27 protein-coding genes are annotated in these 25,906 nt (G+C 65.9%); 20 read left to right on the forward strand and 7 right to left on the reverse strand.

Going from position 1 to position 25,906, the window contains the following annotated elements:
- Positions 1 to 11: 11 nt before the first annotated feature.
- The 5 genes from GGD66_RS23395 to GGD66_RS23415 all read left to right on the forward strand — a co-directional run bounded on the left by GGD66_RS23395 (position 12) and on the right by GGD66_RS23415 (position 3,590).
- On the forward strand, positions 12 to 1,088 hold the full coding sequence (locus tag GGD66_RS23395; protein ID WP_183259105.1) for a flavodoxin family protein: 1,077 nt from the start codon (positions 12 to 14) through the stop codon (positions 1,086 to 1,088).
- Entirely contained in the window at positions 1,085 to 1,984 is a 900-nt protein-coding gene (locus GGD66_RS23400) for an NAD(P)/FAD-dependent oxidoreductase (RefSeq protein WP_183259106.1), read from the forward strand. The genes GGD66_RS23395 and GGD66_RS23400 overlap by 4 nt, the downstream gene beginning before the upstream one ends.
- Positions 1,981 to 2,955 (forward strand): cation diffusion facilitator family transporter, encoded by a 975-nt coding sequence (locus tag GGD66_RS23405; protein ID WP_183259107.1) that lies wholly within the window; start codon positions 1,981 to 1,983, stop codon positions 2,953 to 2,955. The genes GGD66_RS23400 and GGD66_RS23405 overlap by 4 nt, the downstream gene beginning before the upstream one ends.
- Positions 2,956 to 3,065: 110 nt before the next feature.
- A complete protein-coding gene (locus GGD66_RS23410; RefSeq protein WP_092260383.1) occupies positions 3,066 to 3,395 on the forward strand; it encodes a four-helix bundle copper-binding protein in 330 nt (109 codons plus the stop codon).
- Positions 3,396 to 3,407: 12 nt separating this feature from the next.
- Positions 3,408 to 3,590, forward strand: a complete 183-nt coding sequence (locus GGD66_RS23415; RefSeq protein ID WP_179738581.1) for a hypothetical protein — start codon at positions 3,408 to 3,410, stop codon at positions 3,588 to 3,590.
- A 17-nt stretch (positions 3,591 to 3,607) separates the two neighbouring features.
- On the opposite strand, the gene GGD66_RS23420 is transcribed toward GGD66_RS23415, so the two are convergent.
- Complete coding sequence (locus GGD66_RS23420; RefSeq protein WP_028140546.1) at positions 3,608 to 4,546, reverse strand: GlxA family transcriptional regulator; 939 nt, start codon at positions 4,544 to 4,546, stop codon at positions 3,608 to 3,610.
- Between the two features lie 91 nt (positions 4,547 to 4,637).
- Here GGD66_RS23420 and GGD66_RS23425 point away from each other — a divergent pair, with 91 nt between their 5' ends.
- Both GGD66_RS23425 and GGD66_RS23430 read left to right on the forward strand, forming a co-directional pair.
- On the forward strand, positions 4,638 to 5,324 hold the full coding sequence (locus GGD66_RS23425; RefSeq protein WP_183259108.1) for a DJ-1/PfpI family protein: 687 nt from the start codon (positions 4,638 to 4,640) through the stop codon (positions 5,322 to 5,324).
- 102 nt (positions 5,325 to 5,426) lie between these two features.
- A complete protein-coding gene (locus GGD66_RS23430; RefSeq protein ID WP_246788960.1) occupies positions 5,427 to 6,695 on the forward strand; it encodes an ABC transporter substrate-binding protein in 1,269 nt (422 codons plus the stop codon).
- Between the two features lie 31 nt (positions 6,696 to 6,726).
- Here GGD66_RS23430 and GGD66_RS23435 read toward each other — a convergent pair whose 3' ends face one another.
- Positions 6,727 to 6,984 (reverse strand): hypothetical protein, encoded by a 258-nt coding sequence (locus GGD66_RS23435; RefSeq protein WP_018320592.1) that lies wholly within the window; start codon positions 6,982 to 6,984, stop codon positions 6,727 to 6,729.
- A gap of 271 nt (positions 6,985 to 7,255) precedes the next feature.
- Here GGD66_RS23435 and GGD66_RS23440 point away from each other — a divergent pair, with 271 nt between their 5' ends.
- Positions 7,256 to 7,630 carry a hypothetical protein gene (locus tag GGD66_RS23440; RefSeq protein ID WP_018320591.1) on the forward strand — a complete coding sequence of 125 codons (375 nt, stop codon included), beginning with the start codon at positions 7,256 to 7,258 and terminating at the stop codon, positions 7,628 to 7,630.
- A gap of 7 nt (positions 7,631 to 7,637) precedes the next feature.
- On the opposite strand, the gene GGD66_RS23445 is transcribed toward GGD66_RS23440, so the two are convergent.
- Both GGD66_RS23445 and GGD66_RS23450 read right to left on the reverse strand, forming a co-directional pair.
- Positions 7,638 to 8,915: a polysaccharide deacetylase family protein gene (locus tag GGD66_RS23445; protein WP_183259109.1), complete on the reverse strand. Its 1,278-nt coding sequence runs from the start codon at positions 8,913 to 8,915 to the stop codon at positions 7,638 to 7,640.
- Between the two features lie 179 nt (positions 8,916 to 9,094).
- Positions 9,095 to 9,868, reverse strand: a complete 774-nt coding sequence (locus GGD66_RS23450) for a polysaccharide deacetylase family protein (protein WP_183259110.1) — start codon at positions 9,866 to 9,868, stop codon at positions 9,095 to 9,097.
- A 115-nt stretch (positions 9,869 to 9,983) separates the two neighbouring features.
- Between GGD66_RS23450 and mgtE the strand changes: the two genes are divergently transcribed.
- The 4 genes from mgtE to GGD66_RS23470 all read left to right on the forward strand — a co-directional run bounded on the left by mgtE (position 9,984) and on the right by GGD66_RS23470 (position 13,900).
- On the forward strand, positions 9,984 to 11,405 hold the full coding sequence (gene mgtE, locus GGD66_RS23455; protein ID WP_018320588.1) for a magnesium transporter: 1,422 nt from the start codon (positions 9,984 to 9,986) through the stop codon (positions 11,403 to 11,405).
- Positions 11,406 to 11,567: 162 nt separating this feature from the next.
- Entirely contained in the window at positions 11,568 to 11,885 is a 318-nt protein-coding gene (locus GGD66_RS23460) for a DNA-binding transcriptional regulator (RefSeq protein WP_038949950.1), read from the forward strand.
- A 181-nt stretch (positions 11,886 to 12,066) separates the two neighbouring features.
- Entirely contained in the window at positions 12,067 to 12,885 is an 819-nt protein-coding gene (locus GGD66_RS23465; protein WP_179738589.1) for an aldo/keto reductase, read from the forward strand.
- A gap of 49 nt (positions 12,886 to 12,934) precedes the next feature.
- On the forward strand, positions 12,935 to 13,900 hold the full coding sequence (locus GGD66_RS23470; protein ID WP_183259111.1) for a hypothetical protein: 966 nt from the start codon (positions 12,935 to 12,937) through the stop codon (positions 13,898 to 13,900).
- 1,103 nt (positions 13,901 to 15,003) lie between these two features.
- Here GGD66_RS23470 and GGD66_RS23475 read toward each other — a convergent pair.
- The gene (locus tag GGD66_RS23475; protein WP_183259112.1) at positions 15,004 to 15,720 is read right to left on the reverse strand and encodes a DUF599 domain-containing protein; all 717 of its coding nucleotides are present in this window, start codon (positions 15,718 to 15,720) and stop codon (positions 15,004 to 15,006) included.
- A 122-nt stretch (positions 15,721 to 15,842) separates the two neighbouring features.
- Here GGD66_RS23475 and GGD66_RS23480 point away from each other — a divergent pair, with 122 nt between their 5' ends.
- The 4 genes from GGD66_RS23480 to GGD66_RS23495 all read left to right on the forward strand — a co-directional run bounded on the left by GGD66_RS23480 (position 15,843) and on the right by GGD66_RS23495 (position 18,647).
- Complete coding sequence (locus tag GGD66_RS23480; protein ID WP_092257723.1) at positions 15,843 to 16,505, forward strand: glutathione S-transferase family protein; 663 nt, start codon at positions 15,843 to 15,845, stop codon at positions 16,503 to 16,505.
- A gap of 306 nt (positions 16,506 to 16,811) precedes the next feature.
- Positions 16,812 to 17,015 (forward strand): hypothetical protein, encoded by a 204-nt coding sequence (locus GGD66_RS23485; protein WP_018321158.1) that lies wholly within the window; start codon positions 16,812 to 16,814, stop codon positions 17,013 to 17,015.
- Between the two features lie 159 nt (positions 17,016 to 17,174).
- Complete coding sequence (locus GGD66_RS23490; protein WP_183259113.1) at positions 17,175 to 18,164, forward strand: hypothetical protein; 990 nt, start codon at positions 17,175 to 17,177, stop codon at positions 18,162 to 18,164.
- Positions 18,165 to 18,206: 42 nt separating this feature from the next.
- Positions 18,207 to 18,647, forward strand: coding sequence for a DUF1489 family protein (locus GGD66_RS23495; RefSeq protein WP_183259114.1), 441 nt, complete (start codon positions 18,207 to 18,209; stop codon positions 18,645 to 18,647).
- Here GGD66_RS23495 and panC read toward each other — a convergent pair.
- Positions 18,644 to 19,495, reverse strand: a complete 852-nt coding sequence (gene panC / locus GGD66_RS23500) for a pantoate--beta-alanine ligase (RefSeq protein ID WP_183259115.1) — start codon at positions 19,493 to 19,495, stop codon at positions 18,644 to 18,646. The two genes, GGD66_RS23495 and panC, sit on opposite strands and share 4 nt — an antisense overlap.
- A gap of 280 nt (positions 19,496 to 19,775) precedes the next feature.
- On the opposite strand from panC, the gene GGD66_RS23505 reads away from it, so the two are divergent.
- The 4 genes from GGD66_RS23505 to GGD66_RS23520 all read left to right on the forward strand — a co-directional run bounded on the left by GGD66_RS23505 (position 19,776) and on the right by GGD66_RS23520 (position 23,589).
- Entirely contained in the window at positions 19,776 to 20,699 is a 924-nt protein-coding gene (locus tag GGD66_RS23505; protein WP_018321154.1) for a division plane positioning ATPase MipZ, read from the forward strand.
- Between the two features lie 353 nt (positions 20,700 to 21,052).
- Positions 21,053 to 21,913 carry an alpha/beta fold hydrolase gene (locus GGD66_RS23510; protein ID WP_183259116.1) on the forward strand — a complete coding sequence of 287 codons (861 nt, stop codon included), beginning with the start codon at positions 21,053 to 21,055 and terminating at the stop codon, positions 21,911 to 21,913.
- Between the two features lie 133 nt (positions 21,914 to 22,046).
- Positions 22,047 to 22,796, forward strand: a complete 750-nt coding sequence (locus GGD66_RS23515; RefSeq protein WP_183259117.1) for a VWA domain-containing protein — start codon at positions 22,047 to 22,049, stop codon at positions 22,794 to 22,796.
- Between the two features lie 64 nt (positions 22,797 to 22,860).
- On the forward strand, positions 22,861 to 23,589 hold the full coding sequence (locus tag GGD66_RS23520) for a DnaJ domain-containing protein (protein ID WP_018321151.1): 729 nt from the start codon (positions 22,861 to 22,863) through the stop codon (positions 23,587 to 23,589).
- A gap of 219 nt (positions 23,590 to 23,808) precedes the next feature.
- On the opposite strand, the gene GGD66_RS23525 is transcribed toward GGD66_RS23520, so the two are convergent.
- A complete protein-coding gene (locus tag GGD66_RS23525) occupies positions 23,809 to 25,647 on the reverse strand; it encodes a D-alanyl-D-alanine carboxypeptidase (RefSeq protein ID WP_092257708.1) in 1,839 nt (612 codons plus the stop codon).
- Positions 25,648 to 25,906 lie beyond the last annotated feature (259 nt).

Raw genomic sequence — 25,906 nt, forward strand, 5'->3', positions numbered from 1 at the left:
CGGGAGCCAGCATGACGGATGCCGAAATTCGCAAGGGGATGCCGCCCGTCAAGCTGTCGCGCGAGGAGTTCGAACGGCGCTACAAGCGTCAGTTCATCGATCCCGCCTTTGCCCCACTGCAGCGCGAGCTCGATGCCGTGGTCGGCGCCGCCTGGGACGCCTATAGCCATTCGCGCAAGGCGCCGTTGACGCGGAAGGCGGGCGCGGGTTTCTCTGATCCCGACTACGACATTGCCGTCGACTGGCTCGACGCGCGCGCGAAGATCCTGGCGGCGCAGCGCCAGCATGACGATGCGCAGGAGACGCCGCGCATTCTCATCATTAATGGCTCGGCCCGGAGCGAGCACACCTGTCCCGGCGAGATGTCCAAGACCTGGCGTCTGGTCAAGTTGGCCGAACCTGTTTTCGTCGAGATGGGGTTTGCGGTGGACATCCTCGATCTGTCGCGCCTCGCCTCGGAGTTCGGCAAGTCTATTCATCCCTGCAAATCCTGCGTCGGCACGGCCATGCCGCTCTGTCACTGGCCGTGCAGCTGCTATCCGAACTATTCGCTGGGGCAGACCGGCGACTGGATGAACGAGATCTATCCGCTATGGGTCGCGGCCCACGGCATCCTGATCGTGACGCCGGTGAATTGGTACCACGTGCCGTCCGGGCTGAAGGCAATGATGGACCGCATGGTCTGCGCCGACGGCGGCAATCCCGATCCGACCTCGACGCATGGCAAGAAGGCCGATGAGGCCAAGGCGATGGAGCTGAAGGGCTGGCCCTATCCGCGCCATCTCGCCGGCCGTCATTTCGGCGTGGTCGTTCATGGCGACGCCGTCGGTGCTGAGGGCGTGCGCCGCGCTTTGTCGGACTGGCTGACCGACATGCAGCTGATCTCGGCGGGGCGCTTTGCCGAGCTCGACGGCTATGTCGGCTACATGGAGCCATATGCCACCTCGCATCGCGAGCTCGACGACGACGGGGAATTCCAGCAGGAGGTCCGGAACGCGGCGCGCGCGCTCGGCAATGCCGTCCGGCTGGCGCGGAGTGGGCAGCTGCAGGAGCCTGGCGCCGGTCTTACGGATCCGAATCCCAAATGACCGGCGCGCGGTTCGATTGCCTGGTCGTCGGCGGCGGCCCTGCCGGGCTGATGGCCGCGATCTATCTGGCACGCTTCCGCCGCAGCGTTTGCGTCGTCGACCTTGGCGCGAGCCGGGCCGCGCTGATCCCGCGCAGCCACAACGTTCCCGGCTTCGTCCACGGACTATCAGGCGCGGACCTGATCGCGCGCATGTCGGCGCAGTTGGGCGAGCTCGCCGTCGAGCGCGTGGAAGCCGAGGTCACCGCCTTGCAGCGGCGCGACGACCGTTTTCAGGCGATCTGGAACGGCGGCGCGCTTGAGGCCACCACCGTCATCCTCGCCAGCGGCATTGTCGACAGCCATCCGCCGTTCGAGCAATGGCGCGCCGCGGTCGCGGAGGGGCTGTTGCGCTATTGTCCCGTCTGCGACGCCTTCGAGGTGATCGGCCGCCGCATCGGCGTCGTCGGTCCGCTTGGCCGGGCCGCCGGCAAGGCACTGTTCCTGCGCGGCTATTCGCGCGAGGTGACGCTGCTCGCGACCGGACTGGACGACGAGGAGAGCGTGACATCGGAGCTGGTCGAGGCCGGCGTCGACATCGTGTTCGCGCCCGACCTGCGCTTGCGGCGAAGGGTGGGGGGCGTCGAGGCCGTTTTCGCCGATGGCCGGACGATGCAATTCGACACGGTCTATCCGGCGATGGGGGCCGAGGTGCGTTCGCAGCTCGCGGTCTCGCTGGACGCCGATCATACCGGGGAGGGTTATCTGAAGGTCGACGACCATCAGCGTACCTCGGTTGACGGCCTTTACGGCATCGGCGACGTCGTCACCGACCTGCACCAGATCTCGGTCGCATTCGGCCACGCCGCGGTTGCCGCCTGCACGATCCACCACAGCCTGCCGCGGCGCCTGGCATGAGGAGCGCGGCACCAGACATCGAAGACGTCGCGGGGGGATCTTCGACGAAGACCTCTGTTTACGCGGCGCTGCTCGGCAATGTCCTCGTCGCGGTCACCAAGATCGGCGCCGCTGCGTGGACGGGAAGCTCGGCGATGACGAGCGAGGCCGTGCATTCGCTCGTCGACACCACCAACGAGATCCTGCTGCTCTACGGCTACCGGCGCGCGAGCCGTCCGCCCGACGAATGCCACCCGCTTGGCTATGGGCGCGAGCTGTATTTCTGGAGCTTCATCGTTGCACTGCTCATCTTCGCGCTGGGCGCCGGTGTCTCGCTGTATCAGGGCATTCTGCACGTCGCCGCACCCGAGCAGATCGAAGATCCCATGGTCAGCTTCGTGGTGCTCGGCCTGTCGTTTCTGTTCGAAGGCGCCTCCTGGCTGGTCGCCCTGCGGCACTTCAGCGCCGATGGCCAGCGCTTCGGATACTACCAGGCGTTCGTTCGCAGCAAGGATCCGCCGGCATTCATGGTGCTGCTCGAGGACAGCGCGGCGCTGGTCGGCATCGCCATCGCTGCCGCGGCCACAGCGGCTGCCGTATGGCTGGAGCAGCCGGTCTGGGACGGCATCGGCTCGATCCTGATCGGCATATTGCTGGCGGTCACGTCCGTCGGCCTCGCGCGCGAGAGCAAGAGCCTGCTGATCGGCGAGCCTGCCGATCCGGAGCTGGCGCGGTCCGTTCTGGATATCGCACGGCGCTCGCCCGGCGTGCTCAGGGCCAACGGCCTTCTGACGGTACAGCTGTCGCCGGCTGAGATCGTCGCCGCCTTGAGCGTCGAGTTTGCGGATGACAAGCGCGCGGACGACATCGAGCAATGTGTCATTGCGATCGAGGCGGAAACCCGCAAGCGGCATCCGGGCGTGGCGGCGCTGTTCATCAAGCCGCAGACCAATCTCCGCTACCGCGCGCTGCGCGAGAGGCGCTTCGGCTAGCGCCGCATCGCGCGGTTCCGCGGACGTCACAATCGGCCGGAACCAGGAACGAAGTGCGTTGCCTTGCCTTGGTGGAGCGGGGGATACCGATGCGCAACGGAGAGAACCGGATGGCTCAATCAGAAGACATGACCCGCTGCATCTCGCTCTGCATGAGCTGCTACCAGACCTGCCTCGGCACGGCGATGAACCATTGCCTCGAGACCGGCGGCAAGCACGTCGAGCCGAAACACTTCCGCCTGATGATGGCCTGCGCCGAAATGTGCCGGACGGCTGCGCATTTCATGCTGATCAACACGCCGCACCACCGGCATACCTGCGGCGAATGCGCCGAGATCTGCACCGAATGCGCCGCCGATTGCGAGCGGGTCGGCGGCATGGACGAATGCGTCTCGGCGTGCCGCTCCTGTGCACAATCCTGCCGCGCGATGGCAGCCTGAAGGACGAAGCCCATGCTGGAAGAGAAACTCAAGGACGCCATCATCGGCGAGCTGCAGCGGCAGGCCGCCGACCGGCCGCAATCGCTCAAGGTCCAGGGCGAGGTGAAGAGCTCGGAGGAGCTGACCGTCAACGGCAAGATCGACCTTGGCGCCCTCGTCATGGTGATCGCGGGATCAGTCGCCGGCGGGCCTTGAGGTCGATCGGCCGCTTCTCATGCGCTTCGCGCCGCGCGTCGCAGCGACTGCGGCGGCTGACCGAATGCGCGGATGAAGGCCCTGCGCATCCGCTCGGGGTCGCGAAAGCCGGTGGATTGGGCGACGCGCTCGATGGCCTCTCCGGAGGACTGCACCCGCTCGCGCGCCACCTCGACCCGCAGGCGCTCGACGGCCTTGGTCGGCGTGGATCCGGTCTCGGCGGTGAAGGAGCGGACGAAATGCCGTGCGCTCAACCCGGCGCGTTCGGCCAGCGCCTCGACCGTGAGATGCGCATCCAGATTCTCGCGCACCCATGACAACAGGCTGCCGAAGCGGCCGTTCGGCGTCTTGAGCTCGAGCAAGCTCGAGAACTGCGATTGTCCGCCGCTGCGGCGATGATAGAGCACCAGCTGCCGCGCGGTCGCCTGCGAGACCTCCTCTCCATGGTCCTGCGCGATCATGGCGAGCGCGAGATCGATCCCGGCCGTGATGCCGGCTGACGTCCACACCCGATCGTCGCGGATGAAGATCTGGTCCGGCTCGAGCCGCACCTTCGGGTAGCGCCCGATGAAGTCGCGGGTGCAAGACCAGTGCGTGGTCGCGCAGCGCCCGTCCAGCAGTCCCGCCTGCGCCAGAAGATAGGCGCCGTTGCAAACGCTGGCGATGCGCACGCCGCGGCTCGCCAGTCGCTGGATGAAGGCGATGGTCGTCTTGCAGCGCGCCGCGGCCTCCACGCCCTCTCCACCGGCGACGAACAGCGTCGTGACCGAGCTTGCCGACCGCAGATTGCGCGCCAGCATCTCGATTCCTGACGAGCTGCGCACGGCGCCCGCCTTCGTTGCGACGGTGATCACGCGCGGCGCATTCGGCGTATGACGCCTGGCGATCTCGAACACCGAGATCGGACCGGCCGCATCCAGCAATTGGAATTCGGGAAAGATCAGGAAGCCGATCATGGGCGTGTCCAGAATTGAGGGAATTAAGCCATTTCGACCGCAAGGCCAACATGGCAGGCTGCAACCGTCAAGCGCGTTGTCGAGGTTGGACATGTCGGGCCCGTTGCAGATCGGTCTTCTGGTTTTTCCGCGCGTCACCCAGCTCGATCTCACCGGTCCCGCCCAGGTCTTCTCCAGCCTGCCTGACGTGACCGTGCATCTGGTCTGGAAACGCATCGAGCCGGTGCCGAGCGATTCCGTCATCGCGCTGACGCCGACCGTCACGTTCGCCGATTGCCCGCAGCTCGACGTGATCTGCGTTCCGGGCGGCTACGGCACCGACGAGCTGATGCTGGACGAGGACGTTCTCGCCTTTCTGCGACAGCAGGAGAGGGGCGCGCAATACGTGACGTCGGTCTGCACCGGCTCGCTCGTGCTCGGCGCCGCCGGTCTGTTGAAGGGATATCGCGCGGCCACGCACTGGACGGCGAGGGATGCATTGCCGCTGTTCGGAGCCGAGCTGTCGCAGGAGAGGGTCTGCGTCGACCGCAACCGCATGACGGGCGGCGGCATCACCGCGGGCATCGACTTCGCACTCACCCTGGTGTCGATGTTGCGGGGCCGTGCGGCGGCGGAGATGATTCAGCTGCGCATGGAGTACAATCCCGCACCGCCCTTTGCGGCGGGCTCGCCGGACACGGCGCCCGCGGCGATCGTCGCTGCCATGAAGGAACGGGTTGCGCCGGCGCAGGCGCGGCGGCTGGAGTTCGTCAGGAAGGCCGTCCAACGGCAGGGATAGTGGCCGGGCCGCCGCGAGGATCGGCGCACGGTGCGCTGCCAGCGAGGGGACATCGATCGATCATCGCCGACATGCCGTCGCGATGCTGAAGCGGAGGGGGCAATGGCGCCTTGTCGTGTTGGAGAATTGCTATCGTCGCGCAGCCGGCTTTGCCGTTTGACCTTCGGCCTCATCCTGGCGCTCGGTCCGGCAGCGCTGGCCGAACGGAGCGCGGCCGCCGAATTCTCCGGTGGCGTGGTCAGGATCGGCATTATCAATGACCAGGCCGGACCGTTGTCGGACCTGGCCGGGCCCGGCTCCGTCGTCGCCGCGCGGATGGCCGTGGACGATTTTCAACGCGCAACGCCCGGGCTGAAGGCCGAGATCGTCGTCGCCGACCATCAGAACAAGCCGGATATCGGCGCCCAGATCGTCCGCAAATGGTTCGACGTTGATGGCGTCGACATGGTGGCCGACGTCGGAAACTCCGCGGTGGCGCTCGCCATCCAGTCGATCGCGCGCGACAAGAACAGGATCGTGATCTATTCGGCGGTCGGCACCACCGAGATCGGCGGCAAGCAATGCTCGCGCACCGGCCTGATGTGGCTGCACGACAATTACAATCTGGTCGCCGGCTCGGTTCGAAAGCTGGTGTCGCAAGGCTATGACAGCTGGTTCTTCATCGCGTCCGATTACGCGTTCGGACGCAACATGGTCGAGGTGTCCCAGCGCGTGCTGGCGGCTTCAGGGGCCAAGTCGCTCGGTGCGGTCTTTCATCCGCTGGGAAATGCCGATTACGGCTCCTTCCTGCTGCAGGCCCAGGCGTCCAAAGCCAAGGTGGTTGCGTTCGCCAATGCCGGCGAGCAGCTCGTGACCTCGATGAAGCAATGGAACGAGTTCGGAATGAACGCGGGACCGCAGAAGGCGGTCGCCGAGCTGATGTTCCTGACCGACGTGCACGCGATGGGGGCCGAAACCGCCAAGGGCCTGACGACCGTCACTGCCTGGTATTGGGCGCTCAACGAGGAAACGCGTGCGTTCGCCCAAAGGTTCTACAAGGTTCACAACGCCATGCCGACCGCGCCGCAGGCCGCCGTCTACTCCGCCGTGTCGCAGTATCTGAAGGCCGCGTCTGCGGCCGGAACGGACGAGACGAGCGCTGTTCTGGAGCAGATGCGCGCGATGCCGGTCGACGATTTCTACGCGCGCGGCGCGCGGCTGCGCGCCGACAACAAGCTGGTGCATGATTTCTATCTCGTCGAGGTCAAGAAACCTTCGGACGTGAAGGCGCCCTGGGACTATTACAACGTCGTCGAGAAGATACCTGCCGAGGACGCCTTTCTGCCGCTGAGCGACAGCGAATGCCCGTTGCTCAAGACGTCACGAAACTAGCGCTTCTCGTCAAGACAGGCGGCCGGCCGCTTCAGCCATATTCCTCGCCGATGCCGTATTCCCGGTAGATCTCCAGCGGATCGAGGTCGGGGAACAGGCGGCATTTGGCCTGGGCGAGGTGCAGGCTCACCGCCGCCGGCTCCTTGCCGTTCGCCAGCATCTTGCGGAGGTCGTCCATATGCGCGTTCGGCTGGTGCTTCGGTTCGAGCTGCTCCAGCGCGACCAGGGCGGTCGCGAGAGCCTCGGTCAGAACCCAGTCGTCGTGGCCGGTGATTCCCTTCTTCGGCATCGGCAGATCCCAGATGTGACGGCAGCGCACAGTCTATCGCGACTTCCGCCAAATCGCCATTGAGCCGTAGCGGGCGCGCTGCGTCAGGGTAGGCCGACCGCCATCGTCCGGCTTGCATTATGGCGGCGTGTGGCTAAAAGGCGGCGACTTGCAGTATCTTTGTTGAAACAAAGTTGGCGTAGACGGGCCGTCACAACCCAGCTCCCGGTCTGGGTCCCGATCCCGAATTCGCAGCACGATCCGGCTGCGCACCCTCAAGGCTCGAGCCAGCATGGTTTTTCTCAGCTTCGTCTACCGCTTCATCACCAACTTCGCGTTCATGGCGGTGGTCTATTTCAGCCTGAACTTCATGGAGAAGTACCCGAACCGGGCGATCCTGGCGATCCTGGTGCTGATCTATGCCGCGATGCGCGCGGTCTCGACGCTCCGCGCGTTCTACTTCTTCCAGAAGATCGAGAAGCTGGAAGCCGAGACGCGGCGGCTTCAGGGCCCGATCAATGACGGCTCGGGGGGAACGAACGCGCGCAAGCAGGTGGTCGCCGACGTGGCCCGGCTGCGCCGCGACGGCGAGCTCAAGTCCTATATGGACCTGTTCTTCCTGGCGCTGATCGTGCTGCTCTGCGTCGCCGCCATCATGCGGCAGTAGGTAGGGATTAAGCGCGCTTCTTCAGGCTGGCGATGCGGGTCGAGCGCGGCGTGGCGCTCTTGGCCTGCGCGGCAGGCTTGGGTGCGGCCGGTGCCGCATGCGCGGTGTGCCGAGCCTGGGACTTGGCCGTCTTGCCCTTTGCGGCCTTGCCCCTGGCCGCATGCGGCGTCTCGGCGGCCATTGCCAGCCGGGTCGCGGCACGCCGCGACAATGTCGTCGACAGCAGCACCTCGACCGAGCCTTCCGGGATCGCAAACAGAGCGCGGCCGGGCACCGGCAGGGCGGATGCGACGTCCATCTGACCCCTGGTTCGGCGCGGCAGCAGCGGCTGATGCTCGGTCTGCGCATTGAGGTCGGCGAGCGAGGGCGCCGGAAGCGTCCTGGTCTGCGTGAACACGAAGCTCGGAACGGAAGGCCAGCGCGCGATCGGCACGGTCTCGGTCGGCGGATGCAGCAGCCATTCCACCGGCGTGGTCGGCGTCGCCGGCCGGTCGGCGGTCGCCGGCACAACATGCACGATGCGATAGCCGCGCGCCTTGAGGTCGCGGATGATTTTTGGCAGCGCCGCGACCGTCCGCGCCTGGATGTCGTGCAGCAGCAAAATGCCCTTGCCCTTGGCCTCCAGCCGCTGCATCGCGAGCTGATAGACGCGGTCGGACGACACGTGGCGCCAGTCGTCGGCGGGGAAGTCGGCGCTCCACACCTGGATGCCGCGCGAGATCAGATGATGTTCGACGCCTTCGGCGCGCATCAGGCCGGGAATGCGGAAGAACGGCGCCAGCTTGGACGGGTCGGTCATCGCGGCCGACGTCCACTCGATGCCGCCGTTGATCTCGGCCTCGGCCTTCTCGATCGGCATCCGGTCGAAGGTCAGCGGATGGTTCATGCTGTGGGTGCCGACCGTGTGGCCCGCCGCCACCAGCTTGCGCACGCCTTCGGGATTCGCTTTGGCCTGGCTGCCGATGATGAAGAAGGTCGCCTTGATGCACTCGTCGTCGAGCATCTTGAGGACCTGGTTGGAATATTTCGGCAGCGGACCGTCGTCGAAGGTCAGGACGACCTCATGATCCCTGAGCGGCAGCGTCTCGCGGTACTGCATGGTGCCGATCAGCGGATGCTCGCGCGGATCGACCACCAGGGTGCGGGACGTGCCGAGCGCGTCGGGATGGCCCGGGCAGTCGGCGGCAAGCGCCGCCGGCGATCCGATGGTCGAACATCCAAGGAATCCGCCCAGGCAAAGGACGATCCACGATCGCGTCCGCAAGACAACGCTACTTCCGATCATGAACCCCGTCTGCCCTCATGTGCGATAGCCGCCATAGTAGGTCGGAGACATCAGGAAACGGTTCAGGCGCCAACAGCCTTGCCCGTCACAAAGTCCCCGTCCATTAGCAGGGGGTATCATGAACAGAGTGTTAATAGGGCCCAAATCACCCCATTTTGCGCCGGCGTGACATTCCGGCATCAGCGCGCATCGGCGCTCTTCTGCGGCGGGCCGGCCGGCACGATGTGGACCACGCGAAAACCGTTCTCCCTCAGATACCGCAGGAAGGCCGGCATGATCGCGGCGGTGCGCGCCTTGGGGTCGTGGAAGAGGACGATGCCCTTGCCGCTAGCGGCAAGCCGCTCCGTGACCAGCTTCAATTCCTGCTCCGGCGTCATCTCGTTCCAGTCGCTGGCCCAGAGGTCAGCGCCGAACACGACGATGCCGCGGGACTGGAGCAGGTCGAGCTGCGCTTGCGTCCCCTGGAAATAGGGAAAGCGGAAGAACGGCGTCGAAGGCGTCGCCGTCGAGCTGCCGTGCAGCGACATCTCGACGGCCGCGACGCCGCGGTCGATCTCGCCCTTGGCCTTGTCGAACGGGATCCGCGCCATGAACGGATGCGAGAAGGTGTGGTGGCCGACGGTGTGGCCCTCGCGGGCGATGCGCTTGACCATGTCGGGATGCTGGCTGGCGTGCAGGCCGATCAGGAAGAAGGTCGCGCGCACGCATTCCTGCGCCAGCGCTGCGAGCACCTTCGACGTCGTCGGCGGGTTCGGCCCGTCATCGAAGGTCAGCACGACCTCGTGATCGGCCAGCGCAAGCGTCTGCGGAAAGCTCTTCAGGCCCACGCGCGGCGTGGTCCTGGCATCGACACTCAGCACGCGCGAGGTGCCGAGCGCGTCCTTGCGCGGGCACGCGGCGGCTTCCGTCGAGGCGATGCCGATCAGGGCAGCGAGGGCCGCGCCTGATGACATCGCGGTCCACCGCTGTCGAAGCATCTTTGTCATTGCGCTCGGCTTTGCCTTGTGGGTATTGCCTGACCGTCAGCCCAGACCATTCGTTCCAACCTGTCAAACGGCGAGGCGCGCCATGGATGAACATATGGACGTTGCCCGATCCGCTGCGGATTCGGTACTCGACCACGTGCCGATGCGCAATGAAGACGGCGATATCAGGCACGAATTCGTCGAGGAAATCGCCCATGCGATCGAGGCCGGCGACAGCGCCTCGCTGCGCGCCTGCGTCGCCGAGCTGCACGAGGCCGACCTCGGCGATCTCATCGGCGCTCTCGAGCCCGACGACCGCGTCCGCCTGGTCGAGCTGACGGGGCGCGATTTCGACTTCTCCGCGCTGAACGAGCTCGACGAGGGCGTGCGCGAGGAGATCCTCGAGGAACTGCCGCCGGAGACCGTCGCCGAGGGCGTTCGCGAGCTCGAATCCGACGACGCCGTCGAGCTGCTGGAGACCCTCGACCAGGCCGAGCAGGAGGAGATCCTCGAGAAGCTGCCGCTCAGGGAGCGCGTCGCGCTCGAACGCAGCCTGCTGTACCCCGAGAATTCCGCGGGCCGCCGGATGCAGACCGAGTTCATCGCGGTGCCCCAGGACTTCACCGTGGGGCAGGCGATCGACTACATGCGCGAGACGCCTGATCTGCCCGACCGCTTCTACGAGATCTACGTCGTCGACAAGGACCAGCACTGGCAAGGCGCAGTCCCCCTCGACGTGCTGCTGCGCGCGCGCCGGCCGGTGCCGCTTACCGAGCTCACCGACGAGGACCGCCGCCGCGTCTCCGTCCTGGAGGACCAGGAAGAGGTCGCGCGCATGTTCGGCAAGTACAATCTCGTCGCAGCTCCCGTGCTCGACACCCAGGACCGCCTGGTCGGCGTCATCACCGTCGACGACGTCGTCGACGTCATCGAGGAGGAGGCGGACGAAGACCTCAAGGCGCTCGGCGGCGTCACCAGCGACGAAGAGCTGTCGGACACCTTCCTGACGATTGCGCGCGCGCGGTTCAACTGGCTGCTGGTCAATCTCGCGACAGCCTTCCTGGCGTCCTCCGTGCTCGGCCTGTTCGAGGGCCAGCTGGAGAAGATGGTCGCGCTCGCCGTGCTGGCGCCAATCGTGGCGAGCCAGGGCGGCAATGCCGCGACCCAGACCATGACGGTGGCGGTGCGGGCGCTGGCGACGCGCGAGCTCGGTTCTTCCAACGCCTGGCGCGTGGTGATGCGCGAGGCGCTGGTCGGTCTCGTCAACGGGCTCGCCTTCGCCGTGATCACGGGGATTGCGGCGGTGGCCTGGTTCAAGATCCCCGGCCTCGGCATCGTCATCGGGCTGGCGATGGTGTGCAACCTCATCGCCGGCGCGCTCGGCGGCATCCTGATCCCGATGGCGCTGGAGCGTGTCAGGGCCGACCCGGCGGTGGCGTCGGGCACCTTCGTCACCACGGTGACGGACGTGGTCGGCTTCTTCTCCTTCCTCGGGATTGCGACGCTCTGGTTCGGGTTGAGGTAGGGGCGGGCAGCGGGAATTCGTAGCCCGGATGGAGCGCAGCGCAATCCGGGGTGCCCCAAGCGACAGTGGTCCCGGATTACGCTGCGCTCCATCCGGGCTACGGGCTCCTGTCTTTAATCCGAACTTAAGCGACCTGCCGCATCATCCCCCTTGCTTGGGGGAATGAGCATGCGGTTGCGGCTGAAGGCGGACGGACGGGTCGTTGAGTTGCGGGATGGACAGGAATTTCCGGTCCAGCCGTCTCCGGTCGAGCCCACGGCCAATGCCGCGCCGGCCGACGCCAACCCACTCGCAGTGCGCGATTTGCGCCGCCGCGCCTGCCTGACCCAGATGGAGTTCGCCGCCAAGCTCGGCGTTCCCGTCGAGACCATCCGCAACTGGGAGCAGGGCAAGCGCGCGCCGCGGGGACCGGCCCGTGCGCTGCTCGCGGTGATCGCGCACGCCCCGGATACCGTGTTCCAGGCGCTCGCCAAAGCCTGACGCCAAAGCCTCAAGGCCTGACGTCAAAGGCCTGACATCAAGGCCTGGCGCGAACCTCCCGTTAGCATTGCGCTGAAGATCCGGCCCGGCGGCCGGCGTCGTCCGTTGGCACCGTGACGGGCCGGGTCCATAATGGCACCTGGATGATGATTTGGGGCGACCGCGACAGAGAGGATTCCTCATGCTGTTCGTCGAGGCCAATGGCGCAAAAATCCCGGCGATCGGGCTCGGGACCTGGGAGCTGAGCGGAAGACCTGCCGCGCGCCTGGTCGAGCAGGCGCTGCGGCTCGGCTACCGCCACATCGACACCGCGCAAGTCTACGAGAACGAACGCGAGGTTGGCGACGGCGTGCGCGCCTCCGGCGTGCGGCGCGACGACATCTTCCTCACCACCAAGGTCTGGACCAACCATTTCGCGCCCCACGATCTCGAGCGCTCGGTCAAGGAGAGCCTGGCCCGCTTGCGGCTTCCTAGCGTCGATCTGTTGCTGCTGCACTGGCCCAATTCACACGTGCCGCTGGTGGAGACGCTCGGCGCGCTGTCGCATGCGAAGACCATGGGTCTGACCCGTCACATCGGCGTCTCCAATTTCACGGTGGCGCTGATCGAGCAGGCGGTCGCGCTCTCGCCGGAGCCGCTGGTCTGCAACCAGGTCGAATACCACCCTTATCTCGATCAGGCGAAGGTGAGGGCGGCCTGCGACCAGCATGGCCTTGCGCTCGTCGCCTACAGCCCGATCGCCAAGGGACGCATCAAGTCCGACCAGAGGCTGGCCGAGATCGGACGCGCCCACCGCAAGTCGTCGGCGCAGGTCTGCCTGCGCTGGCTGGTGCAACAGAATGTCGCTGCGATCCCGCGCACCTCGCGCATCGAACGCCTGTCCGAAAACATCGAGATCTTCGATTTCGAGCTGTCGGAGGACGAGATGAGCCGGATCGCCGCACTCGCCAGTCCGAAGGGCCGGCTGACCGACTTCGGCTTCGCCCCGAAATGGGATTGAGAGGGGGCCGGGGTATGCTAGGACCGCGACGGCAACCCAAGATCGGTCGATGGAACTGCGGAAGATCATACGGACGGACATTGCGGCGTCAGCAATCGCGCATCTGACGCTGGTGGCGCTGATCATCGTGATCAGCGAGGTCCATCCGTTTCGCAGCCAGCCGCCGGAGACCGTGACCGTCGACATCGTCACGCCGGAGCAGGTGAAGGAAGAGATCAAGGAGCAGGAGACGAAGGAGGCGGCCAAGGAGAAGCCGCCGGAGCCGACGCCCGATCTGAAACTGCCGAAGCTCGATTTCACCGAAAAGTCCGAAGCGGCGGACAAGCCCGCGGCCAAGCAGCAAGCCGCGGCACCGTCGCAGCAGACGCCACCTGAACCGCAGCAGAAGCAGCCGCAAACCTCGCCGGCGCCGAAGCAGCGTGAGGCCAACGTGCAGTCGCAGCCTCAACAGCCACAGCCGTCGCAACAGCCGCCGCCGCAAGCCCAGCAACAACCGCCGTCCCAGGCGATGCCGCAGCCACCGATGCAGCCGCCGCCGCAAGCGATGCAGCAGCCGGAGGCCGCACCGCCGCCGGCCTATCAGGCTCCGCAACCTGACGTCACCGTCAAGTACGGCGTCATGCTGGGCCTGCCGCCGGAATTGCCGCCGGAGCTGCCAAAAGACACCCCCAAGGACGATGGCGGCGATGCCAAGGATTCAATCGCAGCCAAGTTGCCGGCTGAAGTCATCGCCGCGCTTCGTCGCCATTTGCGCAGCTGTGCGAAATTGCCGGCCGGACTGAGCCCGACCGACGCCGTTCACATCAAGCTGCGCACGGTGTTCGCGACCGACGGCACGCTGGCGCGCGAGCCGATCCTGATCGAGGCTCCGCCGTCCGCAAAAGGGGTGGCACTCGTGAAGTCCGCCATGAGCGCGCTCCAGAACTGCCAACCTTACAAGATGCTGCCGGCAAATCTGTACGGGGAATGGAAGATCATGGACCTGCCGTTCAGCCCACGGGATTTCGGATCGTAGCTTCGCGTAGCCCGGATGAAGCAAAGCGCAATCCGGGGCCGCTCGCCCGGCATCTCGCACCGTCCCGGATTACGCTGGCGCTCCATCCGGGCTACGCGATCGTGCCTGTTTCGCCCTCTGTCAATCCACGTCGCTAAAAATATTCCACTTTACCGAAATTCGGTTTCGGCGTATGTGTCGCCCATCCCGGCTCACCCAAGAGGGGCGACTATGTGGTCGTCACTGTCGCGAGCCGGGGTTGCGGTGGACGCGGCAGCGTCGGCACGAGAGGCGCGGGCAGGGCGGGTAGTCCCTGTGAGCCCGAGGCTTCGTGCGGATGAGCGGCGCTGTTAGGCTTCGTCTCGTCTGTAAGTTTCCGGCTTCGTCGACAGGGCTGGAAAAACTGCGGCGAAATGGCGGGCCGTGCGTACGGCAAAACCGTGTGGTCCTGGCCGTCGTTGCTACGGTCAAGTCCTGCGAAGGTGCGAGCGAGCCCAACCGGGCAGACTGCATCATCCAATTCGCGGGGCGAGGGAGGCCAGAAGGAATGGTCGGCTCCCGGGAGATCACGGCATAAGCCGTCCAGCCACTGCGCAGGGAAGGCCGAGTGATCGGCCACACCTGTATGCTGCTGTGCGGTTCTTTCTGCGCGTGCTTTTCGCGCAGCGGACCGCGGGTGCGCGCTGGCACCCGGCCTTCCCTGCGCCCTCTTGGATGAGAGGGTCGCGAGACCAAGCAAAGCTCGGGCGAATTGCGCCGCGAGGCCGAAGAGTCGTGTCTGCGAGCTGAGCTACGTGCCACAAGCTCGATCTCGTAGGGTGGGCAAAGCGCAGCGTGCCCACGCCTTGTCGCTTATGGACGGAGATCGTGGGCACGGCGCAAGTGCTCCTTTGCCCACCCTACGGCAGCGCCGCTGGGATGTGCACTGGAGCATCGCAATGACAAGTGGAGACAGCGTGCGCCACACTCCGCTCTCGTGCCCCGGACGCAGCGCAGCGTTATCCCGGCGATGCGAAGCATCGTCCGGTTCGACGGGGCCATCCATCCGCATCGCGCCGTGTTGCCCTGGGTCCCGGCTCTGCGCCGCAACGCTTGCGCGTTGCAGCTTGTCCGGGACACGTGCCTCAATGACCGCGCTTCATCTTCTCCGCGCCATCCACCACCTCCGGTGCCATCGCCGCCCATGCGCTCGATGCGAATTGCCGGCGCCAGGTCACGACCACCACGGCGGCCGTGGTCACGAACAGCAGCCAGGGGCTGACGAACCAGCCGAGATAGCCGAGCGCGAAGAAGAAGGCGCGCTGGCCGCGGTTGAAATGGCGGCCGGCGGATTCGAACAGGCGCGTGGTGCGGATGACATGGGCTTCCGCCTCCGGCGTGTCGCGCCGCTCGGCCGGGGGCATGCCGCCGAACAGGATCGCGACATAGTTGAACAGGCGATAGGACCAGGCGAATTTGAAGAAGGCGTAGACGCAGATCAGCACGAGGCCGACGCATTTCAGCTCCCACATCGCCGGCGACGTGCTGAGGTCGATCGGCAGCTTGCTCAGAATCATGATGGCGTCGTTGGTGGCGTGCAGCAGCGCCAGCGCACCGCCGAGCGCGATCAGGCTGGTCGAGGCGAAGAAAGCGGTTCCGTTCTGCAGCGAGGCCATGATCTGCATGTCGACCATGCGCGTCTCGCGGTCGAGCAGCCGGCGCACCCAGACCTCGCGATAGCGGTTCATGCGCGCCGACAGGCTGTCGCGGCCGTAGGCCGAATGCTCCAGCGTCAGGGCATAGACCAGCCATTCGATGATGAAGAAGCCGACCGCGGTGATGTCGACCCAATGCCTGCTCATCTCTCTCTCCTCGCAAGCCGCCACGATTGCCACGCATGGCAGGATGCGGCAACGATTGATTGGCGGCACGCGATGGCGTTAAAAGCGGCTCGCTTCAAAGCGTCTCGGGAAGGACTGATGACATGGCTGCGCTGAAACTCGCGATCGGCAACAAGAACTACTCGTCATGGTCGATGCGGCCATGGCTCGCGCTTCGCGCCAACGACATCCCGTTCGTGGAGACGCTGATCCCGCTCTACACCGACAATCCCGCGGACAAGGAGCAGATCCTGTCCTTCAGCCGTGCCGGCAAGGTGCCGGTGCTGGTCGACGGCGATGTCACGGTGTGGGATTCGCTCGCCATCATCGAATACATCGCCGAGCGCTATCCGGAGGTGAAGCTGTGGCCCGACGACGTCGCCGCGCGCGCGCATGCCCGATCGGTGTGCGCCGAGATGCATTCCGGCTTCGTGGCGCTGCGCAACGAATGCGGCATGAACCTGCATCGGCCGATCCGCCCCGTGACGCTGTCGGCCGACGCCAAGGCCAACGTCGCGCGCATCGAGGAGATCTGGCGCGAATGCCGCACGCGCTATGGTGCCAAGGGTCCGTTCCTGTTCGGCCGCTTCGGCGCGGCCGACGCGATGTACGCGCCGGTGGTGCATCGCCTGCGCACCTACGCGATCGACGTCGCGCCGGACACCAAGGCCTACATGGAGACGATGATGGCGCTGCCGGCGTTCCAGGAATGGACCCGCGACGGGCTGGCCGAAACCCTTGTCATCGCGAAGTTCGAGGACGCCTGACCGGTCGGTCCGAACGAGGCCGCTGGCTGTGTGCCGGCCGGCGGCGCTCACGTTCCGGACATTGACTGGCGCCATATGCCATTCGGGCTGCGACCGGCCCTGCGACATGCCGCCTGAACATGCGGCCCCGGCGGTATCATCGACCGGCCGGTTCCATCCCTATCATTCTGAAAAGACTGCAGGATTTACGCGCTTGCCATGGTGGCATGGCGCTGGCCAAAACGGCAGGTCGCGTGCTATACAGCGCCTGGGTTTCTGGCCGGCCGTCGCAGTGGGACCATGGGCGAGGCAGGCGTTGTTTGAGTGATGGAGAGGGTGTTGAAGCACAAATTCCCGATTGGAACGCGCGTATTGTTCACGGCCAGCAACGTCGCGCGCCCTGCTGCCAGCGGCTCGTACGAGGTCATCCGCCTGCTGCCGACCGACGGCGACGACTGCCAGTACCGGATCAAGAGCTCGACCGAAGCTTTCGAACGTGTCGCCAAGGAAAGCCAGCTCGCGCTCTCCTGAAGACCGACGCTCCCCGCGCATTCGCGCCCTCTGCGGAATTGTGTCCTGCCGCCGTCAAAAGGCCCGCTTCACCTTCGCAAGGTGGGCCTCGGGGGCAGTTGCCGACTCGCGGTGCTCGCTTGACCATTCGCTCTCTGCTCGCGTGAGGGGACGTCGCGCATGAACTGGGCATGGGCCACTTCGCTCGACCAAATCTGGCGCTCGCCGGCCTTTCCGATGTGGATGACGCTGGCGGCTGCCGGATTCTTCGGATTGATCCTGCTGATCACGCTGCTGCGCGCCGATAGGTCGGTCGCCAACGGCGCGCTGACCGTGATCACGCTGCTGTCCATCGCGATCGCCGGAGCTGCCACCGTGCGCGTCTATGGACCGGCGGGGCAGGACGCTCCGACCGAAGTGCGCGCGCAAGGTGCCGTCATCGCGAGCCTGCCGGCGCTGTCCTGTCTCGACGATCTCGCCGGCGATGCGGTCGCCATTGGCTGCGAGAAGGCGCTGTTCGGCTCGCCGGATGCCGCGGCTGCCGCCGTCTCCTACACCGCGGCCCGAATCGACCGGCTGACCGCGCTCGGTGATGCCGCGACCGCCGAGAAGAGCCTCACGACGGACATGAAGGTGCTGCGCAAGGCGCTGGAGCACGATCGCTACGGCCTCGTCGCGCAGGTGCTGGTCGTGCGCGACGGCTGCACGCAGTTCGACTGCGCCGCGTTCCGCTCGCTGACCGACCAGCAGCGGGTCGCCGCCAACATGGACGCCCATCTCTACGACATGCTGGTCGCGCGCTACGCGCCAACCTGGAACGCGCCTGCAACGGCGCAGGGGATGCCGGCCACGGCCGCGCTTGCCGGGCTGCCGCCCGCGATGCCGACGGGCAAGCCGACCAGCGCTGAGTTCCCGAGCGCCTCGTCGACGCCGCCAGTCAGCATCATGAATCCGGAGCCCACGGCGACGACGCGTCAGGCGGCGCCCGCCGCCGCGAACGCAGCGCCGGCACCGCGCGCGCCTGCCACGACGTCGGCACAGGCTGCCGCACCACCGGCCGCGAAGAAGCCGCCGGCCCCGAAGGCTGCGCGTGCTCCCGCGGCAGCACCGGTTCCGCTCGCTCCGCCGCCAGCCTCGGCGGCCGCGCCCGCGGCTGCGGATAACGAGTAGATCGGCATTCCAAATGCGGTGCTGCCCGGCTAATGCTTGGGCATGCCGCTACATCTGATCAAGCTCGCCGTCGGTTGCGACTCCGTCAAGGAATTGAAGGAGTGGATCGCCGAACGGATGCAGACCGCCAAGAAGAAGGGTCTGCCGCAACGTCACATCCACATCACCCGCATGGTCCCCAAGCGCGATGCCGAGATCCTCTCGGGCGGGTCGCTCTATTGGGTGATCAAGGGCGAGATCGCCGCGCGGGAAAAGATCATCGGCATCGAGCCGTTCCGCGACAAGGACGGCATCGGCCGCTGCCGGATCGTGATGCAGCCGAAAGTGGTCTCGGTGTCGCCGCGGCCGATGCGCCCGTTCCAGGGCTGGCGCTATCTCACTGATGATTCCGTGCCGGCCGATCTCGGCAAGTCCGCCGCCGGCTCGATCGCGGCGATGCCGGAGCCGATGCGACGCGAATTGCGCGATCTCGGGCTGCTCTAAACCGCGATATTGTCGATCAGCCGGGTGTTGCCGAGCTTGGCCGCGACCAGGATCCGCAACGGGCCGTCCTTGCGCGAGGTGAGGGGCGCCAGCGTCTCGGCATGGCGCGCCTCGTAATAGTCGAGCGCAAAGCCGGCCGCCTCGATCGTCGCGGCGCCACGCTTCATGGCCGACGCAACGGCTTCGCCGGCACGGATGCGGCCGGCGCTGTCCTTCATGGCGCGGTAGAGGACGGGGGCGGTCTGCCGCTCCTCGGGCGACAGATAGACGTTGCGCGAGGACATCGCGAGCCCGTCGCGCTCGCGCACGGTGCGGGAGCCGACGACCTTGACGCCGAGGTCGAGGTCGCGCGCCATCTGCGACACCACCCGCAACTGCTGAAAGTCCTTTTCGCCGAAGATCGCAAAGTCCGGCCGGCACTGCGTGAACAGTTTGCCGACCACGGTGGCGACGCCGCCGAAGAAATGCGGGCGGAAGCGGTCCTCGAGGCCGGCGAGCGCCGGTCCCTCCGGCATGATGCGGGTGGCAAAGCCCTCCGGATACATCGCCGCGACGCCGGGGTGCCAGACGATATCGACATCCTCGGCCGCGAGCTTGGCGATGTCGGCCTTCCAGGTGCGCGGATAGGCACCGAAATCCTCGGTCGGGGCGAACTGGGTCGGGTTGACGAAGATCGAAACCATGACGCGGCTGGCGCGCCGCTTGGCGAGGCGGACGAGAGACACATGCCCGTCATGGAGGGCCCCCATGGTCGGGACCAGCGCGATCGTGGCTTTTCGCTTGCGGAGATTGTCGACGGCGCGGCGCAAGGTTGGGACCGTGCGGGCGATCAAGGGGCTTGCTGACATCAGGACTCGACAGGGTTGGGAATCGGCGCGGCATGACCTTGGCGCCAAGGGCGACTAACCTTAACAAGCGGCGATCGTGGACGCCATGCATCCGGATGCGGCACAGCATCCCGCGCAAGGCGCGCGCGATGTCGCGACATTGTGGCTGGATCACAGACGAAAGACGACGCCGCGATTCATGAAGAACGGCGCAATACGATTTGCATTACCTGTCACGCATTTCACTTGACCGCAGACGCGGCCAACTCGAAGATATTCATCAGGGGTGTTGAGGATCGCCATGCTTGTGCAGGCTAGCCAAGGCCAATCCGGCTCGGCGCATGTAGTCGTGCTCGGCAACGAGAAGGGCGGTTCCGGCAAGTCGACCACCGCCTTGCACATCGCGGTTGCGCTCCTGAAGGCGGGCCAGCGCGTCGCTACCATCGACCTCGACTGCCGTCAGCAGAGCTTCACCCGCTACATCGGCAACCGCTCTGCCTGGGCGCGCCGCACCAAGCTCGACCTCGAACTGCCGGTGCATCGCTGCATCAAGCTCGGCGAGACCATGCAGATCGCCGAGAACGAGAATTCCGAGTTCCAGCAGTTCATGGAGGCGGTCTCGGCAGTCGAGAGCAGCTTCGACTTCATCGTCATCGATACGCCGGGCACCGACAGCTATCTGATGCGGCTGGCGCACTCGATGGCCGACACCCTGGTCACGCCGATCAACGACAGCTTCCTCGATTTCGACGTGCTCGGCACCGTCGATCCCGCCAACTACGCGGTGACGGGCGAGAGCCATTACGCCGAGATGGTGCGCGACGTCAGGCGCAAGCGCCGCCAGCTCGACGGCTCGACCACCGACTGGATCGTCGTGCGCAACCGCCTGTCGATGCTCGGCTCGCGCAACAAGCAGCTCGTCGCCGAGGGGTTGAAGGATCTGTCGCTGCGGCTCGGCTTCCGCTACGTCGACGGCTTCGCCGAACGCGTCGTCTATCGCGAATTTTTCCCGCGCGGCCTGACCGCGCTCGACGAGATCGACGAGGCCACGCTCGGCATGCGCCCCAATCTCGGCCATCTCACCGCACGGGAGGAGGTGACGAGCCTGCTCCGCCAGCTCAAGCTGCCGCTGGACGAGCGCGGCCGCCGCCGCGCCGCCAACCGGGCCGAGTGGTTCAACCAGGTCGACAAGCCGCTCGAGGTCCACGACATCCTCGGCGCCTGAGCCGGCGGTATGTCACTACTTCCGATCGATCCGATCGATCTGAGGGCCGGGCTCTCCAGGGAACTGCAGCCGCGTTTCGCCGTTTTCACCTTACGTTGACCTTGAAATTGAACCCAATTGAGACCGGTTGCGTCGGATGGTGAAGTACACCCTGACGTAGCCTGGCGAGGACGGGATGCCCATAAAACGTGTGCGGCGCACAATGAAAGGGCTGTCGGTTCACAATATTTGGCCTTCCTGTCACGCGCCTGTGACATATATTAGCGAATAGGCGACAAGGGGCCGAAGAGCCCCGGAAGAACACGATTTTCAACAGGGATTCAGGCCGCAAGAGCCTGAGGCTGAGGACGAAAATGAAGCGTGGAATTGCCGTTCTGGTTTCGGTCAGTGCTCTCTGCGGCATCGCCTATTTCACGGCGAGCAAGTGGGCGATCAAGCATGAGACCATTACCTTCTACGACGCCTCGCGCGACAATCGCCCGGTGCCCGTCGACGTCGCGGTGCGTCGCGACAAGGAAATGCAGGCCAATGCCGGCATGATCACGCTGCCGGTCGCAGTGATCAATCACGGCAACACCGTCAAGAACACCGAGTACGGCTTCCTCGCCAACATCTTCGCTGCGCGCGGCTACATGGTCATGAGCCCGCAGCACGATTTGCCGACCGATCCTCCGATGGTGACCAAGCCCGGCGAGCTCTATGTCGGCCGGCTGCCGCAGATCCTGCGCGGTGTCGCCAACATCCATCTCGCCGTGCAGGAGATGAAGAAGGTTCAGCCCAACGCCGACTACGACAAGGTGACCATGGTCGGCCATTCCATGGGCGGCGACATCACCATGTATTTCGCCAAGCAGTATCCGGATGAGGTCAAGAAGGTCGTCACGCTCGACAATTTGCGCGTGCCCTTCGTCACCGCCGGCAAGTTCAAGATCCTGTCGTTCCGCTCCACCGATCCGCAGTTCAAGGCCGATGCGGGCGTGATCCCGACGGATGAGGAATGCGAGAAGGCGGGTATCCAGGTCGTGAAGACCGAATTCCAGCACAACGACATGCGCGACACCGGTCCGGATGTCGCCAAGAACTCGATCCAGGGCATGCTCGACAAATTCCTGAGCGCCACCGACAGCGAGATCGCGCCGGTCGACACGCAATCCTCGCCGCCCAATATCCTGGAGCCCGGTCCGGTCGCCTTGATGGGGCCTGCCAAGAGCTGACGTCTTCTCCCTGACGGTCCCTCATCGTCAGCCACGATCTGCAAAGCCCCCGCCAGCCTCTGCCGGCGGGGGCTTTGCACATTGACCGGGCAGCTTGCGCTAACCACATTAGCTGCCCACGCAGGGTCAAGGCATGTCGGGCGAACCCATCAAACCGCGCAGCGGCGATGCCGTCTCGGCGCAGGTAGGCCGCGCGGTGCCGCAGGCCGGAACGTCGACTGCGGAAGACATCGCCGCCTTCGTTACCAAGGCGCAGGCGATGTCACCGCATGCGCCGGGCGCGAAGGGGCGGCTGATCTTCGCGCTGGATGCGACCATGAGCCGGCAGCCGACCTGGGACATGGCCTGCGCGCTGCAGGCCGACATGTTTCGCGAGACCACCGCGCTCGGCAGTCTCGACATCCGCCTGGTCTATTATCGCGGCTTCAACGAGTGCCGCACCACGGGGTGGATCTCCGACAGCACCAGGCTTGCGGCGTTGATGAGCAAGATCGATTGCCGCGGCGGCGACACCCAGATCGGCAAGGTGCTGACCGAGGCGCGGCGCGAAGCGGTCGCATCGGGCGTGCGCGCCGTCGTCTTCGTCGGCGATGCCATGGAGGAGAAGGTCGACGAGCTTTGCGCCAAGGCCGGCGAGCTCGGCATGCTCAAAGTGCCCGTGTTCGTGTTTCAGGAAGGTCATGATGCCGTCGCCGAGCAAGCCTTTCGCGAGATCGCGCGCTTGACGGGTGGCGCCTGGTGCCGCTTCGATCCGGGCGCGGCGGCGCAGTTGCGCGAGCTGCTGCGGGCCGCTGCGGCCTATGCCGCCGGCGGTCGCGAGGCCCTGTTGAAACTGGCGAAGACCGCGAGCGGCGCGGCCAGGCTGATCGGCCAGATGAAATAGCGCTCAGGCATCGCGGCGAGGCGTATGCCATGCATTTTGCCGCGAGGGCGACTATATTCCGGTCATGACCCTGATCGCCGGCGCTGTCGCTGTTATCACGCTTTATCTGCTGCTCCAGATGTTCCGAGCCGCCAACCCAGCGGTGCTGGCGAGGGCCATCAGGTTCGGTGGCGGCGTGGTGGCGCTGGCGGTCGCAGCCTTCACGGGCTTGCGGGGCGAACTGGTGGTGGCGATCCCGCTCGGGATTTTCGGCGCCGGCCTGCTGGGCTGGACACCGCTGGCAAACGCCGGCTTCGGCAATGTCGGCGGGCTGTTCGGCGGCGGTGGTGCTGCGCCCGCGTCAGGGCAGTCCTCACGCGTGCGCTCGCAATTCCTGGATATGCGGCTCGACCACGGCTCTGGCCAGCTCGGCGGGCAGATCGTCGCCGGGCCTCACGCCGGGCGCGATCTCGGCGAGTTCGATCTCGCTAGCCTGCTGGCCATGGTCCCGACATTCGACGCCGAGAGCGTGGCCTTACTTGAAAGCTATCTGGACCGCCGGTTTCCCGCCTGGCGTCAGAACGCGCAGAGCGATGCGGCAGGGGGGCAGCGCCGCACGGCGGCGAGCGGCAAAATGACGGCGGAGGAGGCCTACCAGATCCTTGGCTTGCAGCCGGGGGCGGGGCGTGACGACATCAGCCGGGCCCACAAGACCCTGATGAAGAAACTCCATCCCGACCAGGGGGGGTCGAACTACCTCGCTGCCCGTGTAAACGAGGCCAAGGATACTCTGCTTCGTACGCATAACGGCTAACTCCGGCACCACGCTACAAACGCCCGTACCGCGTGAGCTCCGCTTGCTCTGTCTGCCGTCGCCCTGACACCCGCCATTGTCGGCGTGGTTGATCTCTTGAGTAAAGTTTTAACCGTAAATCCTTGACGAGAAGTTGTCGCGGAACTGGCATCGAGACCCGCCAAAAACAAAAATGCCCGCGGCACAGCGCGGGCATTTTGATCGGAGCGTTGCGAAAGATCAGTTGCGGACGGTGATGCAGGAGATGTCGGCACGCTTCAGGGTACGGCAGACGGCTTCGGCCTGGTCGCGCTCGAGCCCGGCGAAGCGGGCGCGATAGAGCTTGCGATTGTCCTTGGCGACGACCTCGGTGAACGGATCGGCCTTGCTGAGCAGGCCGCGGGCCGAGCTGCGCGCGGCGTCGATGCGCTGCTGGGCTTCGTTCTCGCTCTCGAGCGCGCCGACCTGGACGATCCAGCCGCTGTGGGTGACGACCGGCTTGGTGGTGGCGCTCATCTGGACCGGCATCGGATCGGCGGAGGCGAGCTTCGGAGCGGCCGGGGTGGGCGCGGCAGCCGTTGCGGCCGGCAGCACCCCGAGGATGCCGTTGCCGGTGCCGAAGCCCGCCGGCTGCCGCGGCAGCTCGGTGCGCGCCACCTCGGCCTTCGGCGCTTCCGGCTGGCTGACGACCTCGGGCTTGTTGATGAGATCGGCCCGGGCGACGACGGCGGTGGAGGTTTCCGCGACGTCGGAACGGGACGAAATGGCGTTGGTGACCGGCGGTGCGACCTGAGCAGGGGCAGCGGAGGCGACTTTCACGGCGCCGGCCTTGACCTGAACCGTCTTGACCCGAACCGGCTTCATCGGCTCGGACGAGCCGGGGATGATCGAGAGCGGCTGGCTCGAGATCACGCCATTGGTGAGCGGCGCCGGCTCGATCTTGGATTCCGTCGGCCGAACTTCAGGCTTGGCTTCGGACCTGGGCTGCGTCGGCGGCACCGCGGCAGTCGCAGCCGCGAGCGTCGACAGGCGTGCGGCCAGACGCGACGGAGCGGCTTCAGGAGCAGGGGCAGAAGCGGCCTGAACTTGCGGAACAGCGCGGGCCGGGATAGGCGACGCATCGGCGACCTCGGTGCTGGCGTCAGCGCCGTTGCGCTCCGTGACCGCGGCGACGGTGTGGGTGGTCGCGCCCTTCTCAAGATTCTCCGCGAGCAGGTTGCGCATGATCGCATCGCGCGAGCCGCCGCTGCGGCCGCCGAGCACGACACCGATCAGATGACGGTTGCCGCGGCGCATCGAGGTCACGAGATTGAAGCCGGAGGCGCGGGTGTAGCCGGTCTTGATGCCGTCAACGCCCTCGACATTGCCGAGCAGGTGATTGTGGTTGCGGATCGACTGTCCGCGCCAGTTGAAGGTCGCGGTCGCGAAATAGCGATAGTAGCGCGGGAAGCGCTCCTGGATGGCGCGGCCGAGCGTAGCCTGGTCGCGCGCGGTCGTGACCTGCTCGTCGTTGGGAAGGCCGTTGGCGTTGCGGTACACCGTCTTGGACATGCCGAGCGAGCGCGCCTTGCGCGTCATCATCTGGGCGAAGTCGTCCTCGTCGCCGGCGATCGCTTCCGCGATCACCACCGCGGCGTCGTTGGCGGAGCGGGTGACGAGACCCTTGATCGCGTCCTCGACGCGGATGGTCTGGCCGGCACGCAAATTCAGCTTGGTCGGATCCTGATCGGCGGCGTGCTGGGACACCGGCATCTCGGTGTCGAGCTTCATCTTGCCGGACTCGAGACGCTCGAACAGCAGATAGAGCGTCATGATCTTGGTGAGCGAGGCGGGGTGACGGATGCCGTCCGGGGCGTTCGACTGAAGCACCGCGCCGGAATTGCCGTCGACGATGATGGACGCGAATTTCGGGCTGGAGCTCTCGGACACATCGCGCTGCACCCGGTGGTGCGCGTAATGGCGGCGATGACGCCGCGCCTCGGCGGCATCGGTGGTGAAGATGACCGCGGTGGTGACCGTAAGAAGCCCGAAAACGCCAACCCGCGCCAAGCGCGAGGAAGACAAGTTTTTACGAAGCATGGAACCCCGTCCCCGTTTCTCAACTGATCACCGGCTCGTGAGGCGAAATTGTGCCCAATGGACCCGGGATCATTACCTGCTCAGGCTGTCCCTCCGCTGGTGTTCGCCGCGGGGGACGTTGGGCCTGAACCGCTATTCTGGCTAAGGTGATGGTCTCAAACGGCTTTTGACCGTCTGCGGAAGCTGAACACGTCCAGGGAATCAGGGTAGGGGCCCGCGGTTTCCAAATGCTTAAAGAACCCTTGCGGGAAACCCCGGG

Source organism: Bradyrhizobium sp. CIR48, from assembly GCF_014198315.1.
Lineage (GTDB): Bacteria > Pseudomonadota > Alphaproteobacteria > Rhizobiales > Xanthobacteraceae > Bradyrhizobium.